The sequence below is a fragment of the Kaistia sp. 32K genome, assembly GCF_016629525.1.
Lineage (GTDB): Bacteria > Pseudomonadota > Alphaproteobacteria > Rhizobiales > Kaistiaceae > Kaistia.
In genome coordinates, this window is record NZ_AP024269.1 from 2,483,028 (window position 1) to 2,507,791 (window position 24,764).

Annotated in this window: 18 protein-coding genes; 6 read left to right on the top strand and 12 right to left on the bottom strand. The window is 66.8% G+C overall.

Going from position 1 to position 24,764, the window contains the following annotated elements; all coding sequences use genetic code 11:
- Positions 1-62 precede the first annotated feature (62 nt).
- The gene (locus tag K32_RS11255; protein ID WP_201404086.1) at positions 63-947 is read right to left on the bottom strand and encodes a sugar phosphate isomerase/epimerase; all 885 of its coding nucleotides are present in this window, start codon (positions 945-947) and stop codon (positions 63-65) included.
- 876 nt (positions 948-1,823) lie between these two features.
- On the opposite strand from K32_RS11255, the gene K32_RS11260 reads away from it, so the two are divergent.
- Positions 1,824-2,279, top strand: a complete 456-nt coding sequence (locus tag K32_RS11260) for a glyoxalase/bleomycin resistance/extradiol dioxygenase family protein (protein WP_244669941.1) — start codon at positions 1,824-1,826, stop codon at positions 2,277-2,279.
- Here the strand turns inward: K32_RS11260 and K32_RS11265 are convergent.
- The 8 genes from K32_RS11265 to K32_RS11300 form a co-directional block, all read right to left on the bottom strand.
- Positions 2,242-3,327, bottom strand: a complete 1,086-nt coding sequence (locus K32_RS11265) for an HNH endonuclease (RefSeq protein ID WP_201404087.1) — start codon at positions 3,325-3,327, stop codon at positions 2,242-2,244. The genes K32_RS11260 and K32_RS11265 overlap by 38 nt on opposite strands.
- Before the next feature lie 229 nt (positions 3,328-3,556).
- Complete coding sequence (locus K32_RS11270; protein ID WP_201404088.1) at positions 3,557-4,603, bottom strand: glycine betaine/L-proline ABC transporter ATP-binding protein; 1,047 nt, start codon at positions 4,601-4,603, stop codon at positions 3,557-3,559.
- Positions 4,603-5,472 (bottom strand): proline/glycine betaine ABC transporter permease, encoded by an 870-nt coding sequence (locus K32_RS11275; RefSeq protein ID WP_201404089.1) that lies wholly within the window; start codon positions 5,470-5,472, stop codon positions 4,603-4,605. Before K32_RS11275 ends, K32_RS11270 begins: the two co-directional genes overlap by 1 nt.
- Before the next feature lie 164 nt (positions 5,473-5,636).
- Positions 5,637-6,683, bottom strand: coding sequence for a glycine betaine ABC transporter substrate-binding protein (locus K32_RS11280; RefSeq protein WP_201404090.1), 1,047 nt, complete (start codon positions 6,681-6,683; stop codon positions 5,637-5,639).
- Between the two features lie 550 nt (positions 6,684-7,233).
- Positions 7,234-10,347 carry an efflux RND transporter permease subunit gene (locus K32_RS11285; protein WP_201404091.1) on the bottom strand — a complete coding sequence of 1,038 codons (3,114 nt, stop codon included), beginning with the start codon at positions 10,345-10,347 and terminating at the stop codon, positions 7,234-7,236.
- Positions 10,348-10,385: 38 nt separating this feature from the next.
- Positions 10,386-11,516, bottom strand: coding sequence for an efflux RND transporter periplasmic adaptor subunit (locus K32_RS11290; RefSeq protein WP_201404092.1), 1,131 nt, complete (start codon positions 11,514-11,516; stop codon positions 10,386-10,388).
- Between the two features lie 315 nt (positions 11,517-11,831).
- On the bottom strand, positions 11,832-12,971 hold the full coding sequence (locus K32_RS11295) for an MBL fold metallo-hydrolase (RefSeq protein ID WP_201404093.1): 1,140 nt from the start codon (positions 12,969-12,971) through the stop codon (positions 11,832-11,834).
- Positions 12,972-13,011: 40 nt separating this feature from the next.
- Complete coding sequence (locus K32_RS11300; RefSeq protein WP_201404094.1) at positions 13,012-13,557, bottom strand: TetR/AcrR family transcriptional regulator; 546 nt, start codon at positions 13,555-13,557, stop codon at positions 13,012-13,014.
- A gap of 311 nt (positions 13,558-13,868) precedes the next feature.
- On the opposite strand from K32_RS11300, the gene K32_RS11305 reads away from it, so the two are divergent.
- The 3 genes from K32_RS11305 (at position 13,869) to lexA (ending at position 16,471) form a co-directional block, all read left to right on the top strand.
- Complete coding sequence (locus K32_RS11305; RefSeq protein ID WP_201404095.1) at positions 13,869-14,693, top strand: SDR family NAD(P)-dependent oxidoreductase; 825 nt, start codon at positions 13,869-13,871, stop codon at positions 14,691-14,693.
- Positions 14,694-14,787: 94 nt separating this feature from the next.
- On the top strand, positions 14,788-15,540 hold the full coding sequence (locus tag K32_RS11310; RefSeq protein ID WP_201404096.1) for an SDR family NAD(P)-dependent oxidoreductase: 753 nt from the start codon (positions 14,788-14,790) through the stop codon (positions 15,538-15,540).
- A gap of 226 nt (positions 15,541-15,766) precedes the next feature.
- A complete protein-coding gene (lexA, locus tag K32_RS11315) occupies positions 15,767-16,471 on the top strand; it encodes a transcriptional repressor LexA (RefSeq protein ID WP_201404097.1) in 705 nt (234 codons plus the stop codon).
- Here lexA and K32_RS11320 read toward each other — a convergent pair.
- Entirely contained in the window at positions 16,465-19,404 is a 2,940-nt protein-coding gene (locus K32_RS11320; protein ID WP_201404098.1) for a ComEC/Rec2 family competence protein, read from the bottom strand. The genes lexA and K32_RS11320 overlap by 7 nt on opposite strands.
- Positions 19,405-19,441: 37 nt before the next feature.
- Between K32_RS11320 and gltX the strand changes: the two genes are divergently transcribed.
- Together gltX and gltA are read left to right on the top strand one after the other, a co-directional pair.
- Positions 19,442-20,935 (top strand): glutamate--tRNA ligase, encoded by a 1,494-nt coding sequence (gltX, locus tag K32_RS11325; protein ID WP_371813012.1) that lies wholly within the window; start codon positions 19,442-19,444, stop codon positions 20,933-20,935.
- Positions 20,936-21,149: 214 nt separating this feature from the next.
- Complete coding sequence (gene gltA / locus K32_RS11330; protein ID WP_201404100.1) at positions 21,150-22,442, top strand: citrate synthase; 1,293 nt, start codon at positions 21,150-21,152, stop codon at positions 22,440-22,442.
- Between the two features lie 263 nt (positions 22,443-22,705).
- On the opposite strand, the gene lpxB is transcribed toward gltA, so the two are convergent.
- Positions 22,706-23,890: a lipid-A-disaccharide synthase gene (gene lpxB / locus K32_RS11335; RefSeq protein ID WP_201404101.1), complete on the bottom strand. Its 1,185-nt coding sequence runs from the start codon at positions 23,888-23,890 to the stop codon at positions 22,706-22,708.
- A complete protein-coding gene (locus tag K32_RS11340; protein ID WP_201404102.1) occupies positions 23,887-24,759 on the bottom strand; it encodes an LpxI family protein in 873 nt (290 codons plus the stop codon). Before K32_RS11340 ends, lpxB begins: the two co-directional genes overlap by 4 nt.
- Between the last annotated feature and the right edge of the window lie 5 nt (positions 24,760-24,764).

The window sequence follows — 24,764 nt, forward strand, 5'->3', positions numbered from 1 at the left end:
AAGAAGGCGTCCCGCGCAAGGAAGAAGGGCGAGCCGGGGTCAGCTGGCCCCTGCCCCCTCGATCAGACCGAGCGCGCGGTGATCGCCTTGCGGGCGGACTCGCCGATGCGGGCCTCGATATAGGCCTTGGCCAGCCGCGCCACCTCGACATTGTCCGTCCAGGTGTTGCGCCAGATCGCGCAGGTGATCGACAGGTCCTTGTCGACGACCTCCGTCGAGAAACTCTCGAAGGTGATCCAGTCCTGGTAGTCGATCTCGAGCAGCGCGTCGAAGATCGCCGGGAAGTTGATCACGCCGGACCCGAGGAAGCCGCGATTGCTCTCGCCGATGTGGAAATAGCCGAGCTTCTTGCCGGCGGTGCGCAGCGCCTGGACCGGATCCGCTTCCTCGATGTTCATGTGGAAGGTGTCGAGGTGCAGGAAGATGTTGTCCGAGCCGGACTGCTCGATGAAGGCGAGGCCCTGCGCGGTGGTGTTGAGCAGATTGCTCTCGAAGCGGTTGACGACCTCGAGGTTCATCGAGACGCCGGCGGCCTTGCCGATGTCGGCGGCGCGGGCGAGTGCCGCGACGCTGTTGTCCCAGCCCTTGCGGGTCGGCAGGCTCTGATACTTGGTGTGGGCGGAGAAGATGATGCCGCCGAGCTTGGAGCCGCCGAGATCGCGGGTGATCGAGATCGCCTCGGCCAGCACCGCCTCGCCGCGCTTCACCACGGCCGGATCTTCCGACGAGACGTCGCAATCGAGCGGCAGGCCCATGGTGACGACGACCTTCAGGCCGAAGTCCTGCAGCCGCTTCGCCAGCCAGGAAACGTCGAACTTCTTCGGGTCGAGGCGCGGAAATTCGATCAGGCCGTAGCCGAGATCGTGCGACTTCTGCATCGCGCCTTCGAGATCTTCCTGCGTCGTGCCGCCGGTCCACACGAACGAATGAATGCCAAGCTTCCTCATCAGCGCTTCCTCATGGTTTTAGCTGGAACCGGCGCCTCCATCGGGCCGGAACTTGGAGCGATTTCTTCATCGCCTATTTGTTGGCAGTAGCAGCAAACAAATTTGGATGCAAGCAGGTGCGCTCGTCGGCCGGCGAAATCTCTCGCCCGGCGCGCGAGGTCGGAGTGAAAAACCGGGCGAGGGGAGGACGCCCGGCCAGATGGGCCGTGCCCCCTCCCCTCGCCCAAGCCTCAGAGCCCTCCAGTCCGATCGGCCCGCCCGGCCATCATCCTGAGGTGCTTCGCGTCAGCGAAGCTTCGAAGGAGGGTCCAGCAGGCACTGCGGTTTGCAGACGAAGTCCGATGGATGCCCCTATCACGAGCGAGCACTGGACCCTCCTTCGAGGCCCGGCTTCGCCGGGCACCTCAGGATGATGGTGGAGTTTTGAGAATACAGCCTGAGAGAAAGGTCGCCGATCGACGGTGCCCCTCAGGATTGCGCAAGCTGTCCCTCAGGCCAACTAGCTCGCTCCGTCATCATCCTGAGGTGTTTCGCGTCAGCGAAGCCTCGAAGGAGGGTCCAGCGGGGCACTGAAGTTTGCAGCGAGGTCCGATGGAATGCGCCGATCACGGGCGTTCCCTGAACCCTCCTTCGAGGCCCGGCTTTGCCGGGCACCTCAGGATGATGGGCGAGTTTTGGGAGTGGAGTCCGGGAGGGCACGGTCGCCGATCGACGGTGCCCCTCATGACGATGGCCGCCGGTGCCAACAGACCGCGCCCTACCCCACCGCCTCGACCTTCCCGACAGAAAAATCCACTCCCTGTCGAAAGCCGTCCTTCCCGTTCGTCGTGACGACAGCCGCCGCCGGACGGGCGGGGTTCAGATGGGAGAGACGACATGGATACCAAACCCGACTCGGATGCCAAGACCGAAGAGGCCGTGCAGGCCGGCCCGATGCCGAAGGTGCTGAGCGGCGTGACGCCGTATCTTTCCGTCGGCGGCGCCGTGAAGGCCTCGGAATTCTACCAGCGCGCGCTCGGCGCCCGCGAAGTCATGCGCCACCCCGTCGACGACAAGGGGCGCACCATGCACATCCATCTCTACATCAACGACGGCTCGGTGATGCTGTCGGATCCCTACGAGGAATACGGCTATCCGTTGCAGCCGCCGCAGAGCTTCACCCTTCACCTCCAGCTCGATGACGGCATCGACGATTGGTGGAAGCGCGCCGTCGAGAACGGCATGGAAGTCACCATGCCGCTCGAGCTGCAGTTCTGGGGCGACCGCTACGGTCAGCTACGCGATCCCTTCGGCATCATGTGGTCGTTCGGCGCCCGTCCGCAGAAGGCCTGAGGCGCCCGTCGAGAGAAGGGGCGCCCCCGCGCCCCTTCTCTCCCCAGACAGACCCGATCCTTGGCCCGGTTGATGCCCCAACGAACCGCAGGGTGAGGCGCGCCGGATCAGCCCTCGAAGATGTCCTCGCGATGAAAGCGCAGATAGAAGGGATGCGGCCGGAACTCCGGTCGCGCGGAACGCTGAGTTTTCTTTGCAAGGGCGGCCAGCCCCGCATGTCATCGGCCGTCAGCCGGCTCGCGATCAGGATGGTGTAGTCGTCGGCAATGGAGAGAAGCCCCGCGTCAAAGTACCAATGCACGGAGCGCGATAGCGCTATTCCGTTGCCAATGATGTCCGGCCCGCCCTGGGCCACGGGCCAGATATGGGCGGCTTCAGCTTCCCATCGCCCATTGCGATCCATCACCCGGCTCCCGGTCATTGCACACCTGTAGTCGTAGGCCGGCATCACGGCCGCGGGAAATGACGGGTCGCGGAACGGGCGCGAAACCAGCCTCTTCTCGATGCGTCGCGCGGGGATGGGCGGCACGTCGTGCACGAAGGCTGCAGGTTCTTCGGCGGCATGCAGAAGCTTCGGATTCGGGAAGATGGTTCGGCCTGGCTTAAGGTGCTGCAACGGTGCATCGGCAGAGGCAGCCGCCAATCCGGCTTCGACGATCCGTTCGAACTCGGGTTTGGGGAGATTGCGAACACCCTGGCCTAACGCCCCGCTGTTCTTCGAACCGTCCACCTTGCGGAGCGCACGCTCGTAATAGTGCTCACCTACCTTGAAAGGCACCGTTCGATCGAAATCGCGATAGTCTGCCATTCGCGCGAGACGGTAGCCTGGCCGCAACGGCTCCGGGTCGATGCCCTCAACCCGTGCCATGGCAAAATAGCCGGGCGGGAGAGCCGAGCGAGCCGCCCAGTCAGGCCTGTAGTAGATGATCCAGTTGCCGATCGAGGCCTCGGCCTGGTTCAGATTTTTGCTCCTGAAAACATAGCGCGTATCGATGCGGCCATCGGAGGCATCAAAATCATTGGTTGTAATAATTGAACTTACAATCATTCAATATGAATGCCCTACCTCTACGGAAGGAGCAAGAGCCTGCACCCTTGGGCGTATTGATTTCTACGCGCGCGAAGATTCGCTCCGACTCGCGCGACCGGATGCAATCACCTTTGCGAGTGTCCGACGCAGCTCGCCTCGCAACGGCGCCGGCCTGGTCTTTCGTGTCGGCGACAAGGGGAGAAGCGGCTTGGCGCCCCTTCCCCCTCGTTTCCGATGCCTGTCCCCCTCACCCGACGCCCGGCGTATGGCGCGCTAGCGCCTTGATCACCTGCTTGGCGGTGACCCGGCCGATCTGCTTGCCCTCGTTGTCGACGACGCCGACCCATTGATGCTCGGCGAAGAGCGGCAACACGTCCTCGCAGCGCGCATCCATCGACACCGATTGCTCGCAGGGTTCGGTCGCGCCGCGCTCCATGATCGAGCGGACATGGATGGCGCGCGCCTTGTTCACCTCGCGCACGAACTCCTCGATGTGTTCGTTGGCGGGGCGCAGCACGATGTCCTCGGGCTTGCCCTCCTGCTGCACGGCGCCGTCCTTCAGCACGGCGATCCGGTCGCCGATCTTCAGCGCCTCGTCGAAATCATGCGTGATGAACAAAATCGTCTTGTTGAGCGATTTCTGCAGCGCGATCAGTTCGTCCTGCATGCCCGAGCGGATCAGCGGATCGAGCGCCGAGAACGCCTCATCCATCAGGATGATGTCGGCATCCATGGCGAGCGCTCGCGCCAGGCCGACGCGCTGCTGCTGGCCGCCCGAGAGCTGGCGCGGCTGCGAATTCTCGTAGCCCGAAAGCCCGACCGTCTCGATCCATTTCGCCGCCACGTCGAGCCGCGCCTTGCGGGCGACGCCGCGGACCTCGAGGCCATAGGCGACGTTGTCGATCACGGAACGATGCGGCATCAGCCCGAACTTCTGGAACACCATCGCCACCTTGGTGCGGCGATAGCGCCGGAGCGCGTCCAGGCTCATCTTCAGCACGTCGTCGCCATGCACGAGGATCTCGCCGGCGGTCGGCTCGATCAGCCGGGTGACGTGGCGGATCAGCGTCGACTTGCCGGAGCCGGAGAGCCCCATGACGACGAAGATCTGCCCGGCCGCGATGTCGAGTGAGACATTGTCGAGACCGACGACATGGTTGGTCTCGGCCTGCACCTCGGCCTTCGATTGTCCTGCCTTGAGCAGCGCGAGCGCGCCCTGCGGATCCGGACCGAAGATCTTGGTGACGCCGCGCATGGTGATGGCGAGATCGGCATTTCCATTCTGGTCTGCCATTAGCGTGCCTCCTGCAGCCCGATGCGGGCCTGCAATTGCCGGCCGAAGGCCTGGGTGATGCGGTCGAAGACGATGGCGAGCGCGACGATGCCGAGGCCGGCGAACAGGCCGCGGCTGACCTCGAGGCGGCCGATGCCCTGCAGCACCTGGTAGCCGAGGCCGCCGGCGCCGATCATCGAGGCGATCACCACCATGGAGAGCGCCATCATCGTCGTCTGGTTGACGCCGGCGAGAATGGTCGGCAGCGCGAGCGGGATCTGCACGCCGAAGAGGCGCTGGCGCGGATTGGTGCCGAAGGCGCGGCTCGCCTCCATCACCGCCGGATCGACGGAGCGGAGGCCGAGATCGGTCAGGCGCACCAGCGGCGGCGCGGCATAGACGATGGTCGCGATCAGTGCCGGGATCTTGCCGGGGCCGAAGATCATCACCGTCGGGATCAGGTAGACGAAGCTCGGCAGCGTCTGCATCAGGTCGAGGATCGGCGTGACCAGATGGCGGATGCGGACCGAGCGCGCCATCCAGACGCCGACGGGGATCGAGACGACGATCGCCGTCAGCGTCGCGGAGATCATCAGCGCCATGGTGGTCATGGCGTCCTTCCAGAGGTCCATGATGCCGAGGAACATCAGCGCCGCGAACACGACGGCAGGCAGCTGCCAGCGCCGCGTCGCGAGCCAGGCGATGCCGGTCAAGACAGCGATGATCAGCCACCAGGGCGTCGCGACCAGGAGGTCCTCGATCGCCTTCAAGAGCATCAGGAGCGGATAGGCGGCGGCTTCGAACGTGCCGCCCCAGTGGCGGACGACCCAATTCAGGCCGTCATCGACCGCGCGGCGCCAGGGCCGCGTATCAATCAGTTGCGGAAACAAGTTTGTCTCTTTCTTCAGCCTGCCTCGGATGGGGGAGTTCACGAGGGTTCAGGCGGCGCCCGCCCTGTCCGGCCGGATGGCCGGCGCGCGGGAACAGGCAAAGGAAACGGCCAAACGGAAACGGCCGGGAATGCCCGGCCGTCCGCTCGCCTTGGGAAACGATGTCAGTTGAGGCTGGCCTTGACCTTCTCGGCCACGGCGGCCGGGACCCAGCTGGTCCAGCGGTCTTCCTTGGTCTTCAGGAAGTTCAGCGCGGTGGCGGCCGCATCGGCCTTGTTCTCGTCGCCATAGACGAGGATCTCGCTGATCTCGGCGTTGGTGAGGCCGACCTTCGAGAGATAGGCGGCGACGTTTGGCGCGTCTTCCTTGACCCAGCTCGCGGCGCCGACGACGGCCGGCGACGACGGATAGGCCGTGATACCCGGCTTGTCGGCGCAGTCGCGGCTGGTGTTGCAGGCGTAGACCTCGGGCTTGGTCTCCCCCAGATCGAGCTGCACGGCGTCGAACTTGCCGAGGACGGCGGTCGGGCCCCAGTAGTAGAACAGGATCGGCTCCTCGCGGGTGAACGCACGAGCGATCGAGGCGTCGAGCGCGCCGCCGGAGCCGGGCGAGAACAGATTCCAGCCCTTGTTCTTCATGTCGAGCGCCTCGAACAGGGCGCCGGTCGAGATCTCGCAGGCCCAGCCGGGCGGGCACGAATAGAGGCGGCCCTTGCTCGGGTCCTCAGGATCTTTGAACAGCTCCGGATGCGCGACGACGTCGGTGACGGCGACGAGATCGGGATGCGCCTTCTGCACGTAGCGGGGAATGAACCATCCCTCGATCGTGCCGTCGGTGATGGCGTCGGCCAGCTCGACGACGGTGCCGTCGGCTTTGCCCTTGGCCCAGGGCTCCAGGATCGTGCTGGTCCAGAGTTCGGGGGCGATCGCCGGGCTGCCGCGCGTCAGCATCGAGGACGATGTCGGCACGGTGTCGCCGGTGACGATCTCGACCTTGCAGCCGAAACCCTTCTCCAGAATGATCGCGTGAATATGCGCCAAGGCGGCCGCAGACGGCCAGGTCATCTCGGCAATGTCGATGGTGCGGTTGGTGCCGCATGTGGCGGCGTCGGCGGTGGGCGTATCGGCGTCCTGGGCAAGCGCGGAATGGCTCGTCGCGGAAAAAAGCGCAACGGCGATCGCGGCGGCAATGCCACCGGATTTGAATATCATTGGATATCACCTCATATCGGTTGATGAACATAACCGTATGCATTCAATCCAATTGTGTCAAACCAGGCAATTTCTTGCCACGAATCGACAATCCTCCCAATCAATTCTTAGATCAGAATTGGATGAATGCCTTTCCTCTTGTCAAAACAAGAAACGAGGATTGCGAGCCAACAGGAACCGGCTCGATCGGATACAGGCTCGAAGAAAAAATAAATTTCACCCTGCCGAACGAGACCTGACGCATCCTGGCAAATTCCCCCAATCCTGCCGATTGAGCGCCGAAGCGGACTAGAGATCCTTCCGCTACGGAATGACCCGGATAAAAACTTGCGCGCCGGCAGGCGCGCCGCCGGCATCGGATCTTGGCCTCCGTGTCTGGCCCGCATTTCAAGAATGGAACCGCGCCTTGAACCCTCCCCTTGAGGGAGGGCCAAGACCGCCTCCAGGCGGTCTTGGGGAGGGGTTCTTTATCAGTTTTGCCGCAAGCTCCGCGAATTACCCCCTCCCGAAAACGCGAAGGGCGTTTTCGACCTCCCCGCAAGGGGGAGGTTCAAGAAAGAAAACTGGCTTCGACGGGCTTGGCGGCGGAGTCGTCGGGCTTACCGATCGCGTCCGGCTCGGCCGGCGCCTTGTGGTGCTCGGCCGCGATCAGCAGGTAGACGGCCGGCACGACGAACAGCGTGAACAGGGTGCCGATCGTCAGGCCGCTGGCGATGACCAGCCCCATGTTGAAGCGCGACACGGCCCCTGCCCCGGTCGCGGTGATCAGCGGAATGACGCCGAGCACCATCGCCGCCGTTGTCATCAGGATCGGCCGCAGGCGGATGCCGCAGGCGGCCTCGATCGCCTCGCGCTTCGACTTGCCGGCCTGCTGCTCGGCATTGGCGAATTCGACGATCAGGATGCCGTGCTTGCTGATCAGCCCCATCAGCGTCACCAGCCCGACCTCGGTGTAGATGTTGAGGCTGGCGCCGCCGATGCCGACGCTGATGAACAAGAGCGCCCCGGCGATCGACATCGGCACCGACACCAGGATGATGACGGGATCGCGGAAGCTCTCGAACAGCGCCGCCAGCGCCAGGTAGATGATGATCAGCGCGAAGCCGAAGGTGACGAGGAAGCCCGAGGATTCCTGGATATATTGCCGCGACAGGCCGCCATAATCGACCGAATAGCCCTGCGGCAGGGTCCGCGCGGCGAGGTCCTGCAGGAATTTCAGAGCGTCCGCCTGCGCCACGCCGGGCGTGGCGACGCCCTGGATCGTCGCGCTGTTCTGCTGCTGGAAGTGGTTGATCGATTCCGGGATGACCTTGGTCGTGATCGAGGCGACCGTCGATAGCGGGATCGGCACGCCGTTCACCACGCCGACATAGTAGTTCATCAGCTGCTGTGGATTGAGCCGGCTCGTCTGCTGGACCTGCGGGATCACCTTGTAGGAGCGATTGTCGAGGCTGAAATAGTTGACGTAGCCGCCGCCCAGCATCCCGCCCAGCGCCGCGCCGACATCGCTCATGTTGAGGCCGAGCTGGGCTGTCTTGTTGCGGTCGATCTGGACCACGGATTGCGGGCTGTCGATCTTCAGATCCGTGTCGAGGAAGATGAAGAGCCCGCTCTTCAGCGCCGCCTGCAAGAAGCCCTGCGCCACGTCGTTCAGCCGCTCGAAGCTGTCGGTCGTGCTCAGCACGAACTGGATGGGCAGGCCCTGGCTGCCCGGCAGCGGCGGCAGCTGGAAGGCGGCGGCGCGGACGCCGGCGATGTTGCTCAGCTGCTGCTGGATCGCCGGCTGGAGCTCGTTGGTGGTGCGGACGCGCTGGTCCCAGGGCGTGAACACCATGCCGGCGATCGAGGTGCTCGGCGCATCGATCTGGAAGACATGCGCGGTCTCGGGATAGCCGGCCATGATGCCGTGGACTTGCGCCGAATAGAGCAGTTTCTGCTGCAGCGTCGCGTTGGGTGCCGGCGTCGCCGAGGAGATGATGACGCCCTGGTCCTCCTGCGGCGCCAGCTCGCTCTTGGCGGTCGAATAGAGGAAATAGATGCTGCCGAGGATGATCAGCGCGAAGGTCACGGTGACCGGCAGGTAGCGGAAGCTGCCGTGCAGCCAGCGCTCGTAGCGATCGCGGATGCGGTTGAACACGCGGTCGATCAGGCCGGCGAAGCGGTCCTGCCAGCCGCGCCCCTCGGGATCGCGCGCCCGCAGGATGCGCGAGCACATCATCGGCGACAGGGTCAGCGCGACGATCGCCGACATCGTCACCGCGCCGACCAGCGTGAAGGCGAATTCGGTGAACAGCGCGCCGGTCAGCCCGCCCTGGAAGCCGATCGGCACATAGACGGCGACGAGCACCACCGTCATGGCGATGATCGGGCCGCCGAGCTCCCGCGCCGCCGTGATCGCGGCGGGGATCGGCGGCACGCCCTCGTCCAGATGCCGGTTGACGTTCTCGACCACGATGATCGCGTCGTCGACCACGAGGCCGATGGCGAGCACCAGCGCCAGCAGCGTCAGGAGATTGATCGAGAAACCGAGCGCCAGCATGACCGCGAAGGCGCCGATCAGCGACAGTGGGATGGCGATGGTCGGGATCAGGACCGAGCGCAGCGAGCCGAGGAAGGCGAAGATCACCAGCGTGACGATCACCAGCGCCTCCAAAAGCGTCAGGATCACCTCGCGGATCGAGCTGTTCACGAAATCGGTCGAGTCGTAGACGATGGCGCCGCGCAAGCCTGCCGGAAGCTGGTCGTGGATCTCGGGAAACACGGCACGGACGCCGGCGATGACGTTGAGCAGGTTGGCACCGGGCGCCACCTGGATGCCGATATAGACCGCCTGCTTGCCGTCGAAGGCGACCTGCGATTCATAGTCGTCGGCGCCGAGCGAGACATTGGCGACGTCCTTCAGCCGGACGATCGCGCCATTCGCCGATTTGACCACCAGATTGCCGAATTCGGTGACGCTGTGCAGGCTGGTCGAGGCGGTCAGATTGACCTCGACCATCTGGCCCTTGGTCGTGCCGAGCCCGGCGATGTAGTCGTTCCGCTGCAGCGCCGCGGCGATGTCGGTCGCCGTCAGATTGTAGGCGGCGAGCTTGGCGGGATCGAGCCAGGCGCGCAGCGCGAAGTTCTGGCCGCCGAGGATTTCCGCCGTCTGCACGCCGGGCACCGCCTGCAGCTTCGGCTGCACGACGCGGGTCAGATAGTCGGTGATCTTGTTGCGCGGCAGCCCGTCGCTGTCGAAGCCCATATACATGGCGTCGATCGTCTGCCCGACCTTGACGGACAGCACCGGCTGCTGGGTGCCCGAGGGCAGCTGGTTGATGACCGAGGCGACCTTGGTGTTGATCTCGGTCAGCGCCTTGTCGGCATCGTAGTTCAGCCGGAGATAGATGGTGATGATGTTGACGCCGGTCTGGCTGGTCGAGCTCATGTAGTCGATGCCGTTGGCCTGGGCGATGGCGTTCTCCAGCGGCGTGGCGATGAAGCCGGCGATGACGTCGGGATCGGCGCCGTAATAGGTGGTCGTCACGGTGACGACGGTGTTTTCGGTGCGCGGATATTGCAGCACCGGCAGCGAGCCGATGGCGCGGAGCCCCAGCACCAGGATCATCAGGCTGACGACAATCGCCAGCACCGGACGGCGGATGAAGAGATCGGTGAAGTTCATGGCTCACCTTGCCGGGGCGGCCCCGCCGCCCCGCCTGATCATTTGTCGACGGGTTTCGGATTGGCGTCGTTGGCCGGCTGCACCGTGTTGTCGATCCGCACCGGCGTGCCGTTGCGCAGCTTGAGCTGGCCGGCGGTGACGACGGTTTCGCCCTCCTTGATGCCGTCCAGAATGGCGACCTGATCGCCGCGCGTCGGGCCGGTCGTGACGAAGGCCTGCCGGGCGACCATCTGCGGCTGGCCCTTGTCGTCCTTGCCCTTGTCGTCGACCAGATAGGCGATGTCGCCGTAGGAATTGTAGGCAATCGCCGTCTGCGGCAGCGTCACGTGGCGCTGCGGCGCCGCCGTCTCGATGTCGACGGTGGCGAACATGCCGGGCAGCAGCAGGAAATCCTTGTTCGCGACCGAGGCGCGGATCAGCACCGTGCGCGTCGCGGTATCGACCTGCGCGTTGATCGACGAGACTTCGCCGTCGAAGATCCGATCGGGAAAAGTATCGACCTTGGCGGTGACGGGCTGCCCCTTGCGGATCGACGCCAGCGCCTGCTGCGGCACGTAGAAATCGACATAGATCGGATCGAGCTGCTGCAGCGTGACGATCGGCGTTCCGGCGGGGAGATACTGGCCGAGATCGACCTGGCGGACGCCGAGCCGGCCGGCGAACGGCGCCTTGACCGACTTGTAGTCGACCAGCGCCTGCTGCTGATCCGCGAGCGACTGCGCGCTCAGCATATTGGCCTTGTCGGTATCGACCTGCTGCTGCGGAATGGCCTGGGTCTTGAGCAGGCGGTTGTCGCGCTCATAGACGGTGCGCTGCAGATCAGCGGTCGCCTTCAGCGCGTTCAGATGCGCGATGTCTTCGGAGGCCTCGAGCTGCAGCAGCGGATCGCCCGCCTTGACGTCGGCGCCGGATTCGAAATGCAGCGCCGCGACGATGCCGGGCACCTCGGCGCTGAGATTGGCGCCGTTGACCGCCCGCACGCTGCCGACCGCCTCGAGCGTGGAGCGCCAGTCCTGCGCGGCGGCGACCGTCGTCGAGACCGTCTGCGGCGGGTTGGCGAGCGACGCCATCACCTTCTCGATCATCGACGCCTTGAACAGCTGGAAGCCGAAGACGCCGCCGAGGACGATGCCGGTCAGGACCAGCATGATCACCATGCGCTTGATCATCTCGCCACCTTCGCAACGGTCGGCCCGACAAGCGCTTTTCGGCGATCGCCGGCGACAGCTGCACATATAAGGCGGCGGCGGCGTGGGTCGAGTTCAGGGGCGCGCCCCGCGCCGTTCCCTGATGTCGCAGGGGCGAGCGGCGCGCCCACGTTGCGAGGGGCGAAGCAAGGCCCTCACCCTACCCTCTCCCGCGAGCGGGCGAGGGTCTGGCCGGCGCCCCTCATCGAGGCTCGATACGCGAGGACCCGCGCAGGCGATCCCCCTCTCCCGCGAGCGGGAGAGGGTTGGGGTGAGGGTCTTCCATCGGCCCGACGCTTACGCGCAGGCGGCCGGGGCGATGCGTTCCTTCGGATCGCCGTTCCGCGTCGCGTGGATGGGCGCCTTGGACGCATCGCTCCAGCGCGTATCCGGCCACCAGCGCTCGGTCGGGGCGAAGGGCGCGGCGACCGTCTGCCCCGGCGGCGGCAGGATGACCTTGACCGACTGGCATTGGGCAGCCCGCAGCAGCCGCTCCGCCGGCTCCGTCCAGCTGTGATGCGCCAGCTTGAACAGGCCCCAATGCACCGGCAGCATGACCTTGCCGCGCACGGCGAGATGGGCGTCGACCGCCAGCTCAGGGCCGAGATGCCAGTCCGGCCAGGTCTCGTCATACTGGCCGGCGTCGATCAGCGTCAGGTCGAACGGACCCAGCCTCTCGCCGATCTCGGCGAACTGGCTCTGCCAGCCGGTATCGCCCGAATACCAGACGCGATGCTTCGCGCCGGCGATGGCAAAACCGGCCCAGAGCGTGTTCGAGGCGAAGGGCGAGACACGGCCCGAACCATGCCGCGCGGGCGTCGCCGTCACCGTGATGCCGTCGATTTTGGCCGGCTCCCACCAGTCGATCTCGACGATCCGCTCCGGCGAAATGCCCCAGCGGCGCAAATGCGCGCCGACACCCAAGGGAACGACGAACCGCGCCGTCATGTTCTTCATGGCGAGGATCGCCGGATAGTCGAGATGGTCGTAGTGATCGTGCGAGATCAGCACGAGGTCGACCTGGCGCAGGAGATCGGCCGACGGCCCGACGTCGAAGAAGCGCTTCGGCCCGATGAAGGGGACCGGCGACACGCGCTCGCCGAGGATCGGATCGATCAGGATCTTCTTGCCGTCGAGGGCGAGCAGCATCGAGGAATGGCCGAACCAGGTGATCGCGAATGGCGCGTCCTCGACCGGCACGATCGGCGGCGCCTGGAACGCCCGCGCCGGCGCCGCGTCGGACGTATAGCGGAATTCCCGCACCAGGCCGCGCATCGTATCGGTCCAGACCGCCTCGGGATGCCAGAACTTGCCCTTGCTGTACTGCTCCGACGTCTCGTACGGACCCGGCTTGCCGCCGAACACGGCATAGGCGCGGGTGAACCCCGCCCCCAGCAACGTCATCAGGACGACAGCCGCAACGAGTGCATAGATCACGCGCCACCTCCGCATGCGTCGTTCACGAGGGTTGCGTCGTTCACGAGGCGGCGACGGCATCGCAAAGCCGGACGATCATGTTGCAGAGGATCTCGCGATCGTCCGCCAGCTCCTTGAAGCCGCGGATCGCGGCGACCATCATCTGGCCCGTCAGATCCGGCTCCGCCCTGCCCGCGTCGGCGAGAACTTCCGAGACCATCCGCCCGAACACGATATGGCTGCGCCGCACCGGTTCGAAGCTGATGTCGAACATGTCCCTGGCGTCCGGGTTGGCCCGGACCAGATCGAACCCTTCCAGCGCCCAGGACAGGCAGACACGCCGGAGCTTTGACGCCAGGTCCGGCTCGCGCGGGATTTCCTCGGCGAGCTGCGCCAGCTTTCGCGAGACGATGAGATCGATGACCGCGCCGAAGACGTCCCGCTTCTGCAGGAAGCTCGCATAGAGCGTCGGCCGCGAAATGCCGGCGGCGGCGGCGATGTCGCTCATGGTGGTGCGCGCCAGGCCGTAGCGGATGAACACCTCGCTCGCGGCCTGTGCAATCTGCTGACGCCGGTCGGCATCGGATCGGGTCTTGGTTTCGGTCATGAACTTTACATATCAACAAAAATTGTAAATTACAATAGGTAGCGGTCGGGGCTGCCGGATCGCCCATGGGTTGAGTCCCGAGCGCCGGTGGTACGGGCCGGCTGTCCGAGGGCCAGGCTCGCCGATCGCATCGGAAGTGGCAGCAAACCGTCGCGAATCGAGCCGAGAGACCGCCATCGCGACACGCAGGCGATCGACCATCCGCGCATCCCTCTCGTGCCCCCGGCCTGCCTCACAATTTGACAAAAATACCAAAAACGTTAAATCGTAAAGGCGATCCCCACCCCTACAACATCGCTTCGAGGCTCGTCATGACGACTTCCAAGGTTTGGTTCATCACCGGCGCGAGCCGCGGCTTCGGGCGCATCTGGGTCGAGGCGGCGCTGGCGCGTGGCGACAGCGTCGCGGCCGCCGTGCGCAAGACCGCCGCCCTCGACGATCTGGCGCGGCAATATCCCGACACGCTGCAGGTCCTGTCGCTCGACGTCACCGACCGCGACGGCGTCGCCCGCGCCGTCGCCGAGGCTGCCGCGCGCTTCGGACGCCTCGACGTCGTCCTCAACAATGCCGGCCATGGCTGCATGGGCGCGGTAGAGGAAGTCGCCGCGGAAGACGTCCGCGCCACCTTCGAGACCAACGTCTTCGGCTCGCTCTGGGTGATCCAGGCGGCGCTGCCGCTGCTGCGCGAGCAGGGCTTCGGCCACATCCTGCAGATGTCGAGCGTGGCGGGCGTCGTCGCCCTGCCGACGGCCGGCATCTATGAGGGCGCGAAATTCGCGGTCGAGGGCATCGTCGAGGCGCTCGCCGGCGAGGTCGAGCGGTTCGGCATCAAGGTGACCCTGATCGAGCCGGCCGGATACGCCACCAGCTTCCTCGAGGGCCCGACGATGAAGCAGGCGCCCGAGATCGCCGCCTACAACGTCGTCCGCGAGGAACTCGCCGAGCGCCTCACCGCCGACCAGCTCGGCGATCCCCGCGCCACGGTGCCTGCGATCCTGAAGCTCGTCGATTCCGACAAGCCGCCGCTCCGGCTGATCCTCGGCGACCTGCTGCCGCTGGTCAAAGACATCTACGCCGACCGCATCCGCACCTGGGAGTCCTGGGAAGACGTCTCCAAGGCGGCGCTGCGCCTCTGATCCGCTTCGTCGCGGCCCGGATCCCTCCCGTCCGGGCCGCGAGCCGCCGATCCCTACCAAACTTCCATACGTGCCAGAATGTGAGTGCCAGACCATGACGCAGTCCGCAGGCCGGTTCACGGGCCAGACGATCATCGTGACCGGAGCCGGCGCCGGCATCGGCCGCGCCACGGCGCTTCGCCTCGCCGCCGAGGGCGCGCGGGTCCTCGCCGCCGACATCTCGGCCGCCAACCTCGAGAGCCTGGCGCAGCAGGCGCCGGCCGGAAGCATCGTCGCCGTGGCCGGCGACCTGACCGAGCAGGCCTTCATCGACACCCTCGCCGCCGCGGGCGACGGCAGGATCGACGGCGTGGCGAACATCGCCGGCATCACCGACGGCTGGCTGCCGCCGGCGGAGATGGACGACGCCACCTGGTACAAGGTGTTCGAATTGAATCTGACGGCGCCGATGCGGCTCGCCCGCGCGGTGCTGCCGCAGATGCTCGCCCGCGGCAAAGGCAATTTCGCCTTCGTCTCGTCCGAGGCCTCCTTCCGCTCGTCGCTGTCGGGCGTCGCCTATACCAGCTCCAAGCACGGGCTGAACGGCCTCGCGAAATCGATCGCCTTCTACTACGGCACCAAGGGCATCCGCTCCAACGTGGTCGCGCCGGGCGGCGTCAAGACGGGCATGGATACGCGCTTCCGCTCGGACTATGCCAAGGAGATCACGGCCCCGATCCTTGAGACCGCGCCGCCGTCGGTGGAGCCTGACATCATCGTCCACTCCATCCTCTGGCTTCTCTCGGACGACTCGCCGAACATCAACGGCGTCATCCTGCCCTGCGACGGCGGCTGGACGACGATGTAGTCGGGATCCCGGCCGCCCGCGCTCGAAGCGGAGCCCCGGTTCTCGATATCGGAGGCGGACGATGATCGCCCGCCTCCGTCCCGCGATCGCGCGTCAAGCGCCGTCCCGCGATCGCCCTTCTGCCGCGCTGCCTTGCGGAACGCATGGGGAACAGTTATTCTGTTCGCGTTTTGTACCTTGACGATTCTGTCGTCCCCCTTGGCAAGGCCCGCAGCGCGAGATCACCATGCTCACTCGGAAGCAGTATGAACTTCTCCTGTTCATCAACGAGCGACTGAAGGAAGCAGGCGTCCCTCCCTCTTTCGACGAAATGAAGGACGCGCTCGACCTGCGCTCCAAGTCCGGCATCCATCGCCTGATCAAGGCGCTGGAGGAACGTGGCTTCATCCGCCGCCTGCCCAACCGGGCCCGCGCCCTCGAGGTCGTCCGCCTGCCCGAGACGATGACGCCGACGCTGGCGCGGCCGAAGAAGCAGGCCTTCTCGCCGAGCGTGATCGAAGGCAGCCTCGGCCGGGTCCGCCCGGTCGAAGAAATGCCGGATCTCGCGCAGCCCGTCATCATCCCGGTGATGGGCCGTATCGCCGCCGGCGTGCCGATCTCGGCCATCCAGACGCAGAGCCATTCGATCTCCGTTCCGCCGGAAATGCTGCGCGCCGGCGAGCATTTCGCCCTCGAAGTGCGCGGCGATTCGATGATCGAGGCCGGCATTCTCGACGGCGACACCGTGCTCATCCGCAAGAGCGACAATGCCGATTCCGGCGACATCGTCGTCGCGCTGGTCGACGAGGAAGAGGCGACGCTGAAGCGGCTCCGCCGCAAGGGCGCGTCGATCGCGCTCGAAGCCGCCAACCCGGCCTATGAGACGCGCATCTTCGGGCCCGACCGGGTCCGCATCCAGGGCAAGCTGGTCGGCCTGCTGCGCACCTACTGATCGTCCGGCCCCGGCTCATAGCGCGGCATCCACGGCCGGCGCACCGGGGCATAGGCGGTCAGGACCTCGAAGCGGTCAGCAAGCTGGACCGGCCGCAGCTCGGATTGGGACGGCGCTTCGACGACCGTCGGGGGCAGCACGTCTTCATCGTCAGCGCTGCGCTCGACCTCGCGGTCCTGGAGAGCGTTCTCTTTGGCATCGCCCTGGTCGGCATAGCGCTGCTCGGCATCGCGCGCTTCGGCATTGCGCTCTCGAGCCAAGCGCTCCCGTGCATAGCGCTCCGGCGGATCGGCCTCGGGGACATCGGACAATTCGGTTTGGGCCGGCGCGGACAGGACAGGGACGGGTTCCGCCGCTCCGGGCCGGGAAGCCCCCTCGACTACACTCGCCAAAGCCTCGGGATCGCCGCGCCCCAACGCAATGACTGACCTTTGCCGGTCGGGAGGCAGCGCGCCCGCCGCGGCTCCGGCGTCGGTTCCAGACGCCTCGGCGGCGGCAAGATCCCCGACATCCGCCGCGTCGGCGGCGCGGCTCTCCGTTTCATCGTCCCGAGCTGGCGGCCGGGCCGTCCCGGTGTCCAGGATGACCGCCTCGGCGGTCGCGGAGACCGCCGCCGTATTGGACGAGCGCGGATCGGCGGGAAGGAATCCGTCAGCTGGGGCGATCGGAGCATTCGACGCGATTGCCTCGTCCGGGGCGGTCAGGCCGTTCGGAGCGATAGCCTTGGCCGGGTCCTCCGGCGCGGCCGAGTTGCCCAGCCCCTCCACCGGGCCGGAGAGAATCCCCTCGCGCTGGATAAGGGCGATCGAGCCGGCGCGGTTCAGCGCGTGCCGGTCGAGGACGGCCGTGTGCAGGCCGCAGCTCGCCGGCACTGCGAGCGGGCTGACGATCAGCACCGCGCGCCGGCAATCCTCCTCAAACGCGGAGCGGTCGAGCGCCAGCGCCACGAGGCCGCCATCCGGCAGCCGGCCGACGCAGCCGGAGGCGTCGCATCCGCCGGCCTGCACGACGCCGGGAAGCGCCGCGTCGCGCGGATCGCCGTCCGAGCGCAGCCAGATGTCGGTGACGAAGCGGTCCTGCTTGCGGGCGACGATCGAATAGCGGCCGTCCTCGCCGCGCAGCGCGATCTGGCGGCCGTCGGCGCTGACGAGCAGGCCTGGCCGCGCCGGATAGAGCGCCAGGGCGGCGCCAAGGACCATCGGCGCCAGCCCGGCGAGCCGCCAGCGCTCGCGCCAGAGCGCCAGCCAGGCGAAGCCGGCGATGAAGATGAGAAGCGCGGTGGCGCTCGGCATGGCGGCGCCGCCCGATTGGCCGGACCATTCGCTGACCTTGGCGGCGACGACGAGCATGCCGTCGATGCCCCAGCCGACGATGGCGAGCGGCGGCGCCTCCAGCCCGAACGGCATGAGGAGCACGGCGATCAGCGCCGCCGGCATGACGAGGAAATCGGTCAGCGGCATCGCCGCGACATTGGCGAGGATCGAGAGCGGCGCCATGCGCTGGAAGTGATAGAGCGCGAAGGGCGTCGTCCCGAGCCCGCCGAGAAGCGAGGTCACCACCATGCCGCCGCCGAAGAGCAGCAGCCGTCGCGAGAGGAGCGCGGCGCGGCCTCGCGGCAGCGACGCGTTCGTCGCCAGGCGCCGCCGATGCCGCTCGGCCATGAGCTCGAAGCCGGCGACGAGCGCCACGGTGGCGGCGAACGACATCTGGAAGCTGGCCGAGAGAATGCTTTCCGGCGTCACGGCGAGCACGACCAGCCCGGCGAGCGCGACATTGCGCATCGAGATCGCCCGCCGGTCGGCCAGGATGGCGAGGAAGGCGATCGAGGTCATGACGAAGGAGCGCTGCGCCGCGACATCGAGGCCGGAGATCAGCAGGTAGAAGCCGCTGAGCAGCAGCGCCGCGATGGCGGCCCATTTCTTGATCGGCCGCCGGAGCGCCAGCGCCGGCACCAGAGCGAGCCCGGCCCGGACCGTCCAATAGATGGCGCCGGAGACGAGCGCCATGTGCAGGCCGGAGACGGAGAGGATGTGGGCGAGCCCCGACAGGCGCAGCTCGTCCTCCGTCTTCTCCGACAGGCCGCCGGCATCGCCGATGATCAGCGCCGTGGCGACGTAGCGGCTCTCGCCGGTCAGCGACGCGTCGATGCGGGCGCGGATCGCCTCGCGGATGTCCTCCAGCGGCGCGCGCAGCCGGATCGACAGCGGCGCCGGGCCGAGATCGACCCGCTTCACCTTGCCATAGGCGAAGCCCGTGGCCCCGACGCCGCGATAAAAGGAATCGCGGGCGAAATCATAGCCGCCCGGCAGGACCGGACCGGAGGCGGGGCGGAGCCGGGCGAGCGCCGAGATCCCCTCGCCCACCTTCGGCACGTCGCGGCCGCGAACCGTCACGGTGACGCGTTGCGGGATGGTCGTGATCCGTCGCGCGTCCAGGCCGGCGACGAGGATCGTCAGGCGGTAGCCGCCGCGCCGGGCCTTGCGCGCCTCGACCCAGCCGGTGACCGTGCCGGTCACCTGCCGCTCCAGCACCCGCGTCGCGAGCGCATCGGTGCGCAGCTTGCTCGCGGTCGCCCCGGTCGCCACCATGGCGAGCAGGAGCACGAGCCGCACCAGGCCGGCCCGACGGCGCCCGGCCCAGGCCATGCCCCAGAGGACGAGCGCCAGCAGGGAGAGCGCCACCGCCGAGGGCTCGGAGGGGAGCGCGAAATAGAGAAGCGAGCCGACGCCGAAGGCGACCGGAAGCCAGAGAAAGCCGCGCCCCGCCTCGATCTCGCGCTCCAGCCATGCGCCGATGCCGAGGCGGAGAAGGTCGAGGCGGTCGGCGAGGCGCGCGGCAAAGCGAGCGTCCGCCGGCGCCTGCCACCGGCGCGCGAAATCCGGCGCCGGCGGGTCGCGGACGCCTTCAATTGGGTGCGGATCGCTTTCGGCCATGGCCCCCGCCTTTCGCCCGAGCGCCCCGCTATGCTACATGACCCACCGCAGTTCGCCGAGTGGCGAGAATCCATGCCCCTTGCGGCTTCCCGCACATCTGGAACCCCTCATGTCCAAACCAGTTGTCACCCGTTTCGCCCCCTCTCCAACCGGCTTCCTCCACATCGGCGGCGGGCGCACGGCCCTGTTCAACTGGCTCTATGCGAAACACACGGGCGGCAAGATGCTGCTCCGCATCGAGGACACCGATCGCGAGCGCTCGACCGACGCGGCGATCGACGCGATCCTCGACGGCCTGAAGTGGCTCGGCCTCGACTGGGAGGGCGAGACGGTGTTCCAGTTCGCCCGCGCGCCGCGCCATCGCGAGGTGGTCGAGGAACTGCTGGCCGCCGGCAAGGCCTATCGCTGCTACTGCACGCCTGCCGAGCTCGACGCGATGCGCGAGAAGGCGCGCGCCGAGGGCCGCGCCCCGCGCTATGACGGCACCTGGCGCGACCGCGACCCGTCCGAGGCGCCGGCCGGCGTCAAGCCCGCCATCCGCATCAAGACGCCGCTCGACGGCGAGACCGTGATCGAGGATCAGGTCCAGGGCCGCGTCGTGATCCCGAACAAGGATCTCGACGATCTCGTGCTGCTGCGCTCCGACGGCAACCCGACCTACATGCTTTCCGTCGTCGTCGATGACCACGACATGGGCGTCACCAACGTCATCCGCGGCGACGACCACCTGACCAATGCCGCGCGCCAGATGGTGATCTACCAGGCGATGGGCTGGGAAGTGCCTGTCATGGCCCATATCCCGCTCATCCACGGCTCGGACGGCGCCAAGCTCTCGAAGCGCCATGGCGCCCTCGGCGTCGATGCCTATCGCGCCATGGGCTACCTCCCCGAGGCGATGCGCAACTATCTGGTCCGCTTGGGCTGGGCGCATGGCGACGACGAGATCATGTCGCTCGAGCAGATGATCGAGTGGTTCGACATCGTCGATGTCGGCCGCTCCGCCTCCCGCTTCGATTTCGCGAAGCTCGAGAATCTGAACGGCCACTACATGCGCGCGACGGACGACGAGACGCTGCTGAAGATCTTCATCGACACCCTGCCCTATCTGCCGGGTGGCGAAGGGATGGCCGTGCAGCTGACGCCGGAGAAGACCGAGCAGCTCCGCATGGCGCTTCCGGGCCTCAAGGACCGCGCCAAGACGCTGGTCGAGCTGAAGGACGGCGCCAATTTCCTGATGGTGCAGCGCCCACTGCTCCTCGACGAGAAGGCCTCGACCATTCTCGACGACGCGGCGCGCGCGCTCCTGAAGGACGTGCACGCGGTGCTGGAAACCGTTGCGGAATGGACCGTCGAGGCGACGGAAGAGGCGGTCAAGGCCTTTGCCGAGTCGCGCGAGCTGAAGCTCGGCAAGATCGCGCAACCCTTGCGTGCAGCGCTTACCGGCCGCGCCACTTCGCCGGGTATCTTCGACGTGCTGATCGTTCTCGGCCGCGAGGAGAGCCTCGGCCGCATCGCCGACCAGGCCCGATAAAATCAAGCGCCGCGGCGGTTTTGCACCACTTCGCCGCGGCGCTTTTATTGATACCAGAACCTTATAATAGCTCCCGCTCCGGCCGCTTGCCGCGATGCAATAAATCGGATACCCAGAGGACCGTAAATTCCTCTGGTAACGCGCCCCTCGCCATTCCGGCGACCGACGCGCCAGCACCCGCCCGAACACACATTTCCGCAAGGGGGTAGGTTTCATGAGCGAAACCAAGGCGACACTTACGATCGGCGACGACACCTGGGATTTCGGCGTTAAGCAAGGCACGCTGGGGCCCGACGTCATCGACATCGGTGCGCTCTACGCCAAGACCGGTCGCTTCACCTATGACCCCGGCTTCACGTCCACCGGCGCCTGCGACAGCAAGATCACCTTCATCGACGGCGACAAGGGCGTCCTGCTCTATCGCGGCTATCCGATCGAGCAGCTCGCCGAGAACGGCGACTTCCTCGAGACCTGCTATCTCCTGCTCTACGGCGAGCTTCCGACCGCCGCCCAGAAGGCCGATTTCGATCAGCGCGTGACCTATCACACGATGGTCCACGAGCAGATGTCGCGCTTCTTCACCGGCTTCCGCCGCGACGCGCATCCGATGTCCGTCATGGTCGGCGTGGTCGGCGCGCTTTCCGCCTTCTACCACGACTCGACCGACATCTCGGATCCGCATCAGCGCATGGTGGCGTCGCTCCGCCTGATCGCCAAGATGCCGACGATCGCGGCGATGGCCTACAAATACCATGTCGGCCAGCCCTTCGTTTACCCGCTGAACTCGCTCGACTACGCGTCGAACTTCCTGCGCATGTGCTTCGCCGTGCCGGCGGAAGAGTACAAGGTGAACCCGATCCTCGCCCGCGCGATGGACCGCATCTTCATTCTGCATGCCGACCACGAGCAGAACGCCTCGACCTCGACGGTCCGCCTCGCCGGCTCGTCGGGCGCCAACCCGTTCGCCTGCATCGCGGCCGGCATCGCCTGCCTCTGGGGCCCGGCGCATGGCGGCGCCAACGAAGCGGCGCTCAACATGCTGCAGGAGATCGGCTCCGTCGATCGCATTCCGGAATACATCGCCCGCGCCAAGGACAAGAACGATCCGTTCCGCCTGATGGGCTTTGGCCACCGCGTCTACAAGAACTACGACCCGCGCGCCAAGATCATGCAGAAGACCTGCCATGAGGTGCTCGGCGAGCTCGGCATCACCGATGATCCGATCCTCGAAGTGGCGCTGGAGCTGGAGCGCATCGCGCTGCACGACGAGTATTTCGTCGAGAAGAAGCTCTACCCGAACATCGACTTCTACTCGGGCATCACGCTGAAGGCGCTCGGTTTCCCGACGACCATGTTCACCGTGCTGTTCGCGCTCGCCCGCACCGTCGGTTGGATCGCGCAGTGGAAGGAAATGGTCGAGGATCCGAGCCAGCGCATCGGCCGTCCGCGCCAGCTCTACACCGGCGCCCCGGCCCGCGACTACGTCCCGGTCTCGAAGCGCCACTGAGCCTTCGACCAAGAATGCAAAAGGGCGCCCTCGGGCGCCCTTTTTGTTTTTCGGCCGCGCTCGTTCGCTGCCCGATCGGTCGCACGCTCCACCGTCATCCCTGCGAAAGCAGGGATCCATACAGCCGCGGAATCGGGAGTTTCACGCCGGTCAAACCCGGCTGAATGGATCCCGGGTCAAGCCCGGGATGACGGCGAGGGTGGCATGGGAGACGGAGCGCGAGAATGAAACGTCGGGGCGCACCACGCGGGGCGCCCCGCCCCTCAGCCGGCGGCGCGAGCTTGCGCCAGAACCGCCAGCACTGTCGCCGCGGCGCGTTCGGAGGGGCGGACGCCGCCCGTGCTCATCAGCGCGTCGAGGCGGGCGAAGCCGTCGAGCTGGGCCTGGCGCGCCGGGCCGTCGGCGATCAGCGGCGCCAGCGCGTCAGCGAGCTTCTCCGGCGTGCAGTCGTGCTGGATCAGCTCCGGCACATAGGGGCCTTCGAGAATGATGTTCGGCAGCGTGGCGAAACGCCCGACGATGAAGCGTTTGGCAAGTTGCGCCTCCCAATCGGAGACCCGGTAGCCGGCGACGAGCGGCACGCCGGCGAGCGCCAGCTCCAGCGTCACCGTGCCGGAGGCCGCGAGCGCCACTCGCGCCCGGCGGAAGGCGGCGAGCTTCGCTTCCTCGCCGGTGACGATCACCGGCTGAACCGGCCAGTCGCGCGTCGCCTCGCGCACCATGGCCTCGAGGCGTGGCAAGGTCGGCAGCACCAGGTCGAATGCCTGCCCACGCTGGCTCAGCAGCCCGAGCGCGGCGCCGAACGGGCCGGAGAGGCGCGAGAGCTCCATGCGCCGGCTGCCGGGAAGGACGAGAACGGTCGGCCGCGCGCCGTCTCTAACCGCGAGATCGGCCGCGCTCGGCTGCAGCTCCGGGATTTCGCTCAGGAGTGGATGGCCGACATAGGTCGTCGCAGGCCCGCCGAGACGCCGCATCACCTCCGGCTCGAACGGCAGCAGCGCCAGCACATGATCGATCGTGCCGTACATCTTGCGCGCCCTGCCCGGCCGCCAGGCCCAGACCGTCGGCGCGACATATTTCACGATCGGCAGGTTCGGCAGCCGCTTGCGCACGCGGCCCGCCACGCGGCGGTTGAAATCCTGCGCGTCGACCAGCACGAGAATGTCGGGCGGATTGGCGACGATCGCCTCCACGGTCTGCCGCATGCGCTTCAGGATCGTCGGCAGCTTGGCGATCACCGCGCCAAAACCCATCGCCGTCAGGTCGTCCATCGGATAGAGGCTGCGGAGGCCCTCGTCGATCATGCGATGGCCGCCGACGCCGCGAAACGACAGCGCGCCGCTCCATTGGCCGTCCAGCGAGCGCATCAGCCCGGCGCCGAGGATGTCGCCGGATTCCTCGCCCGCGATGAGGAAGACGTCGAGCGGTCGAACGGCGGGCAGGCTCATCGATCGAGCCCGACGATGAAAAGTCCCGTCTCGTCGGCGATGCGCACGATATCCTCGATATTGGCGGCGATGACCCCGCCGGCCTCGACGGCGACGCCGGCGAGCCCCGCCTCGGCGGCGAGCTCGATCGTCCGGGGACCGATCGACGGCAGGTCGAGCCTGCGGTCCTGTCCGGGCTTCGGCGCCTTCACCAGCACGCCGGACTTGTGACCGAGCTTGATGCGGCCATTGGCGCGCAGATCGCGGCAGCGCTCGAGCATCAGATCCGTGCCCTCGGCCGCCTCGACGGCGAGAATCCGCCTTCCGCCGACGACGACGCCCTGGCCGATATCGAAGGGCCCGAGCGCGCGCACGACCTCCTGGCCGAAATGCGCCGCATCGATGTCTTCTTCCCGCGGCTGGTGCGCGCCGAGCACGCCGGGCGGCACGAGGATGTCAGGCGCGATCTGATGCGCGCCGACCAGCTCGAAGCCGTGCTCCTCGAAAATCCGGCCGACGGAAGTGAGGAGATGATCGTCGCCACCCCGGAACATGCCGAGCACGCGCGGCAGCAGCTTCAGCGAGCCCCAGTCGACGCGAAGCCTGGAAATGCGCGGCCTGAGCACGGTGCCGACGAAGACAACCTGGCGGCAGCCATTGCGGCGCAACACGCCGGACAGCTTGCCGAAGGCGCCGATATGGATCCACTCATGCGGATAGCGCTCGACGGCCGCGGCTTCCGCGAAGCCGTAGATCGGCAGCAGGAAGACCTTGCGGCCGGCCTTCAGAGCGGCCTCGGCGACGACGATCGGAAAGGCGCCGCCGCCACAGATGATGCCGAGCGTGCCCAAGTCGGGCTCGCTCGGGGATGGGACGGCCGCTTCCGTCACGGCCG

Coding starts and splice junctions, on each gene's coding strand:
- K32_RS11255 (WP_201404086.1), bottom strand. CDS start 947: ATGAGGAAGCTTGGCATTCATTCGTTCGTGTGGACCGGCGGCACGACG.
- K32_RS11260 (WP_244669941.1), top strand. CDS start 1,824: ATGGATACCAAACCCGACTCGGATGCCAAGACCGAAGAGGCCGTGCAG.
- K32_RS11265 (WP_201404087.1), bottom strand. CDS start 3,327: ATGATTGTAAGTTCAATTATTACAACCAATGATTTTGATGCCTCCGAT.
- K32_RS11270 (WP_201404088.1), bottom strand. CDS start 4,603: ATGGCAGACCAGAATGGAAATGCCGATCTCGCCATCACCATGCGCGGC.
- K32_RS11280 (WP_201404090.1), bottom strand. CDS start 6,683: ATGATATTCAAATCCGGTGGCATTGCCGCCGCGATCGCCGTTGCGCTT.
- K32_RS11285 (WP_201404091.1), bottom strand. CDS start 10,347: ATGAACTTCACCGATCTCTTCATCCGCCGTCCGGTGCTGGCGATTGTC.
- K32_RS11290 (WP_201404092.1), bottom strand. CDS start 11,516: ATGATCAAGCGCATGGTGATCATGCTGGTCCTGACCGGCATCGTCCTC.
- K32_RS11300 (WP_201404094.1), bottom strand. CDS start 13,557: ATGACCGAAACCAAGACCCGATCCGATGCCGACCGGCGTCAGCAGATT.
- K32_RS11305 (WP_201404095.1), top strand. CDS start 13,869: ATGACGACTTCCAAGGTTTGGTTCATCACCGGCGCGAGCCGCGGCTTC.
- K32_RS11310 (WP_201404096.1), top strand. CDS start 14,788: ATGACGCAGTCCGCAGGCCGGTTCACGGGCCAGACGATCATCGTGACC.
- lexA (WP_201404097.1), top strand. CDS start 15,767: ATGCTCACTCGGAAGCAGTATGAACTTCTCCTGTTCATCAACGAGCGA.
- K32_RS11320 (WP_201404098.1), bottom strand. CDS start 19,404: ATGGCCGAAAGCGATCCGCACCCAATTGAAGGCGTCCGCGACCCGCCG.
- gltX (WP_371813012.1), top strand. CDS start 19,442: ATGACCCACCGCAGTTCGCCGAGTGGCGAGAATCCATGCCCCTTGCGG.
- gltA (WP_201404100.1), top strand. CDS start 21,150: ATGAGCGAAACCAAGGCGACACTTACGATCGGCGACGACACCTGGGAT.
- lpxB (WP_201404101.1), bottom strand. CDS start 23,890: ATGAGCCTGCCCGCCGTTCGACCGCTCGACGTCTTCCTCATCGCGGGC.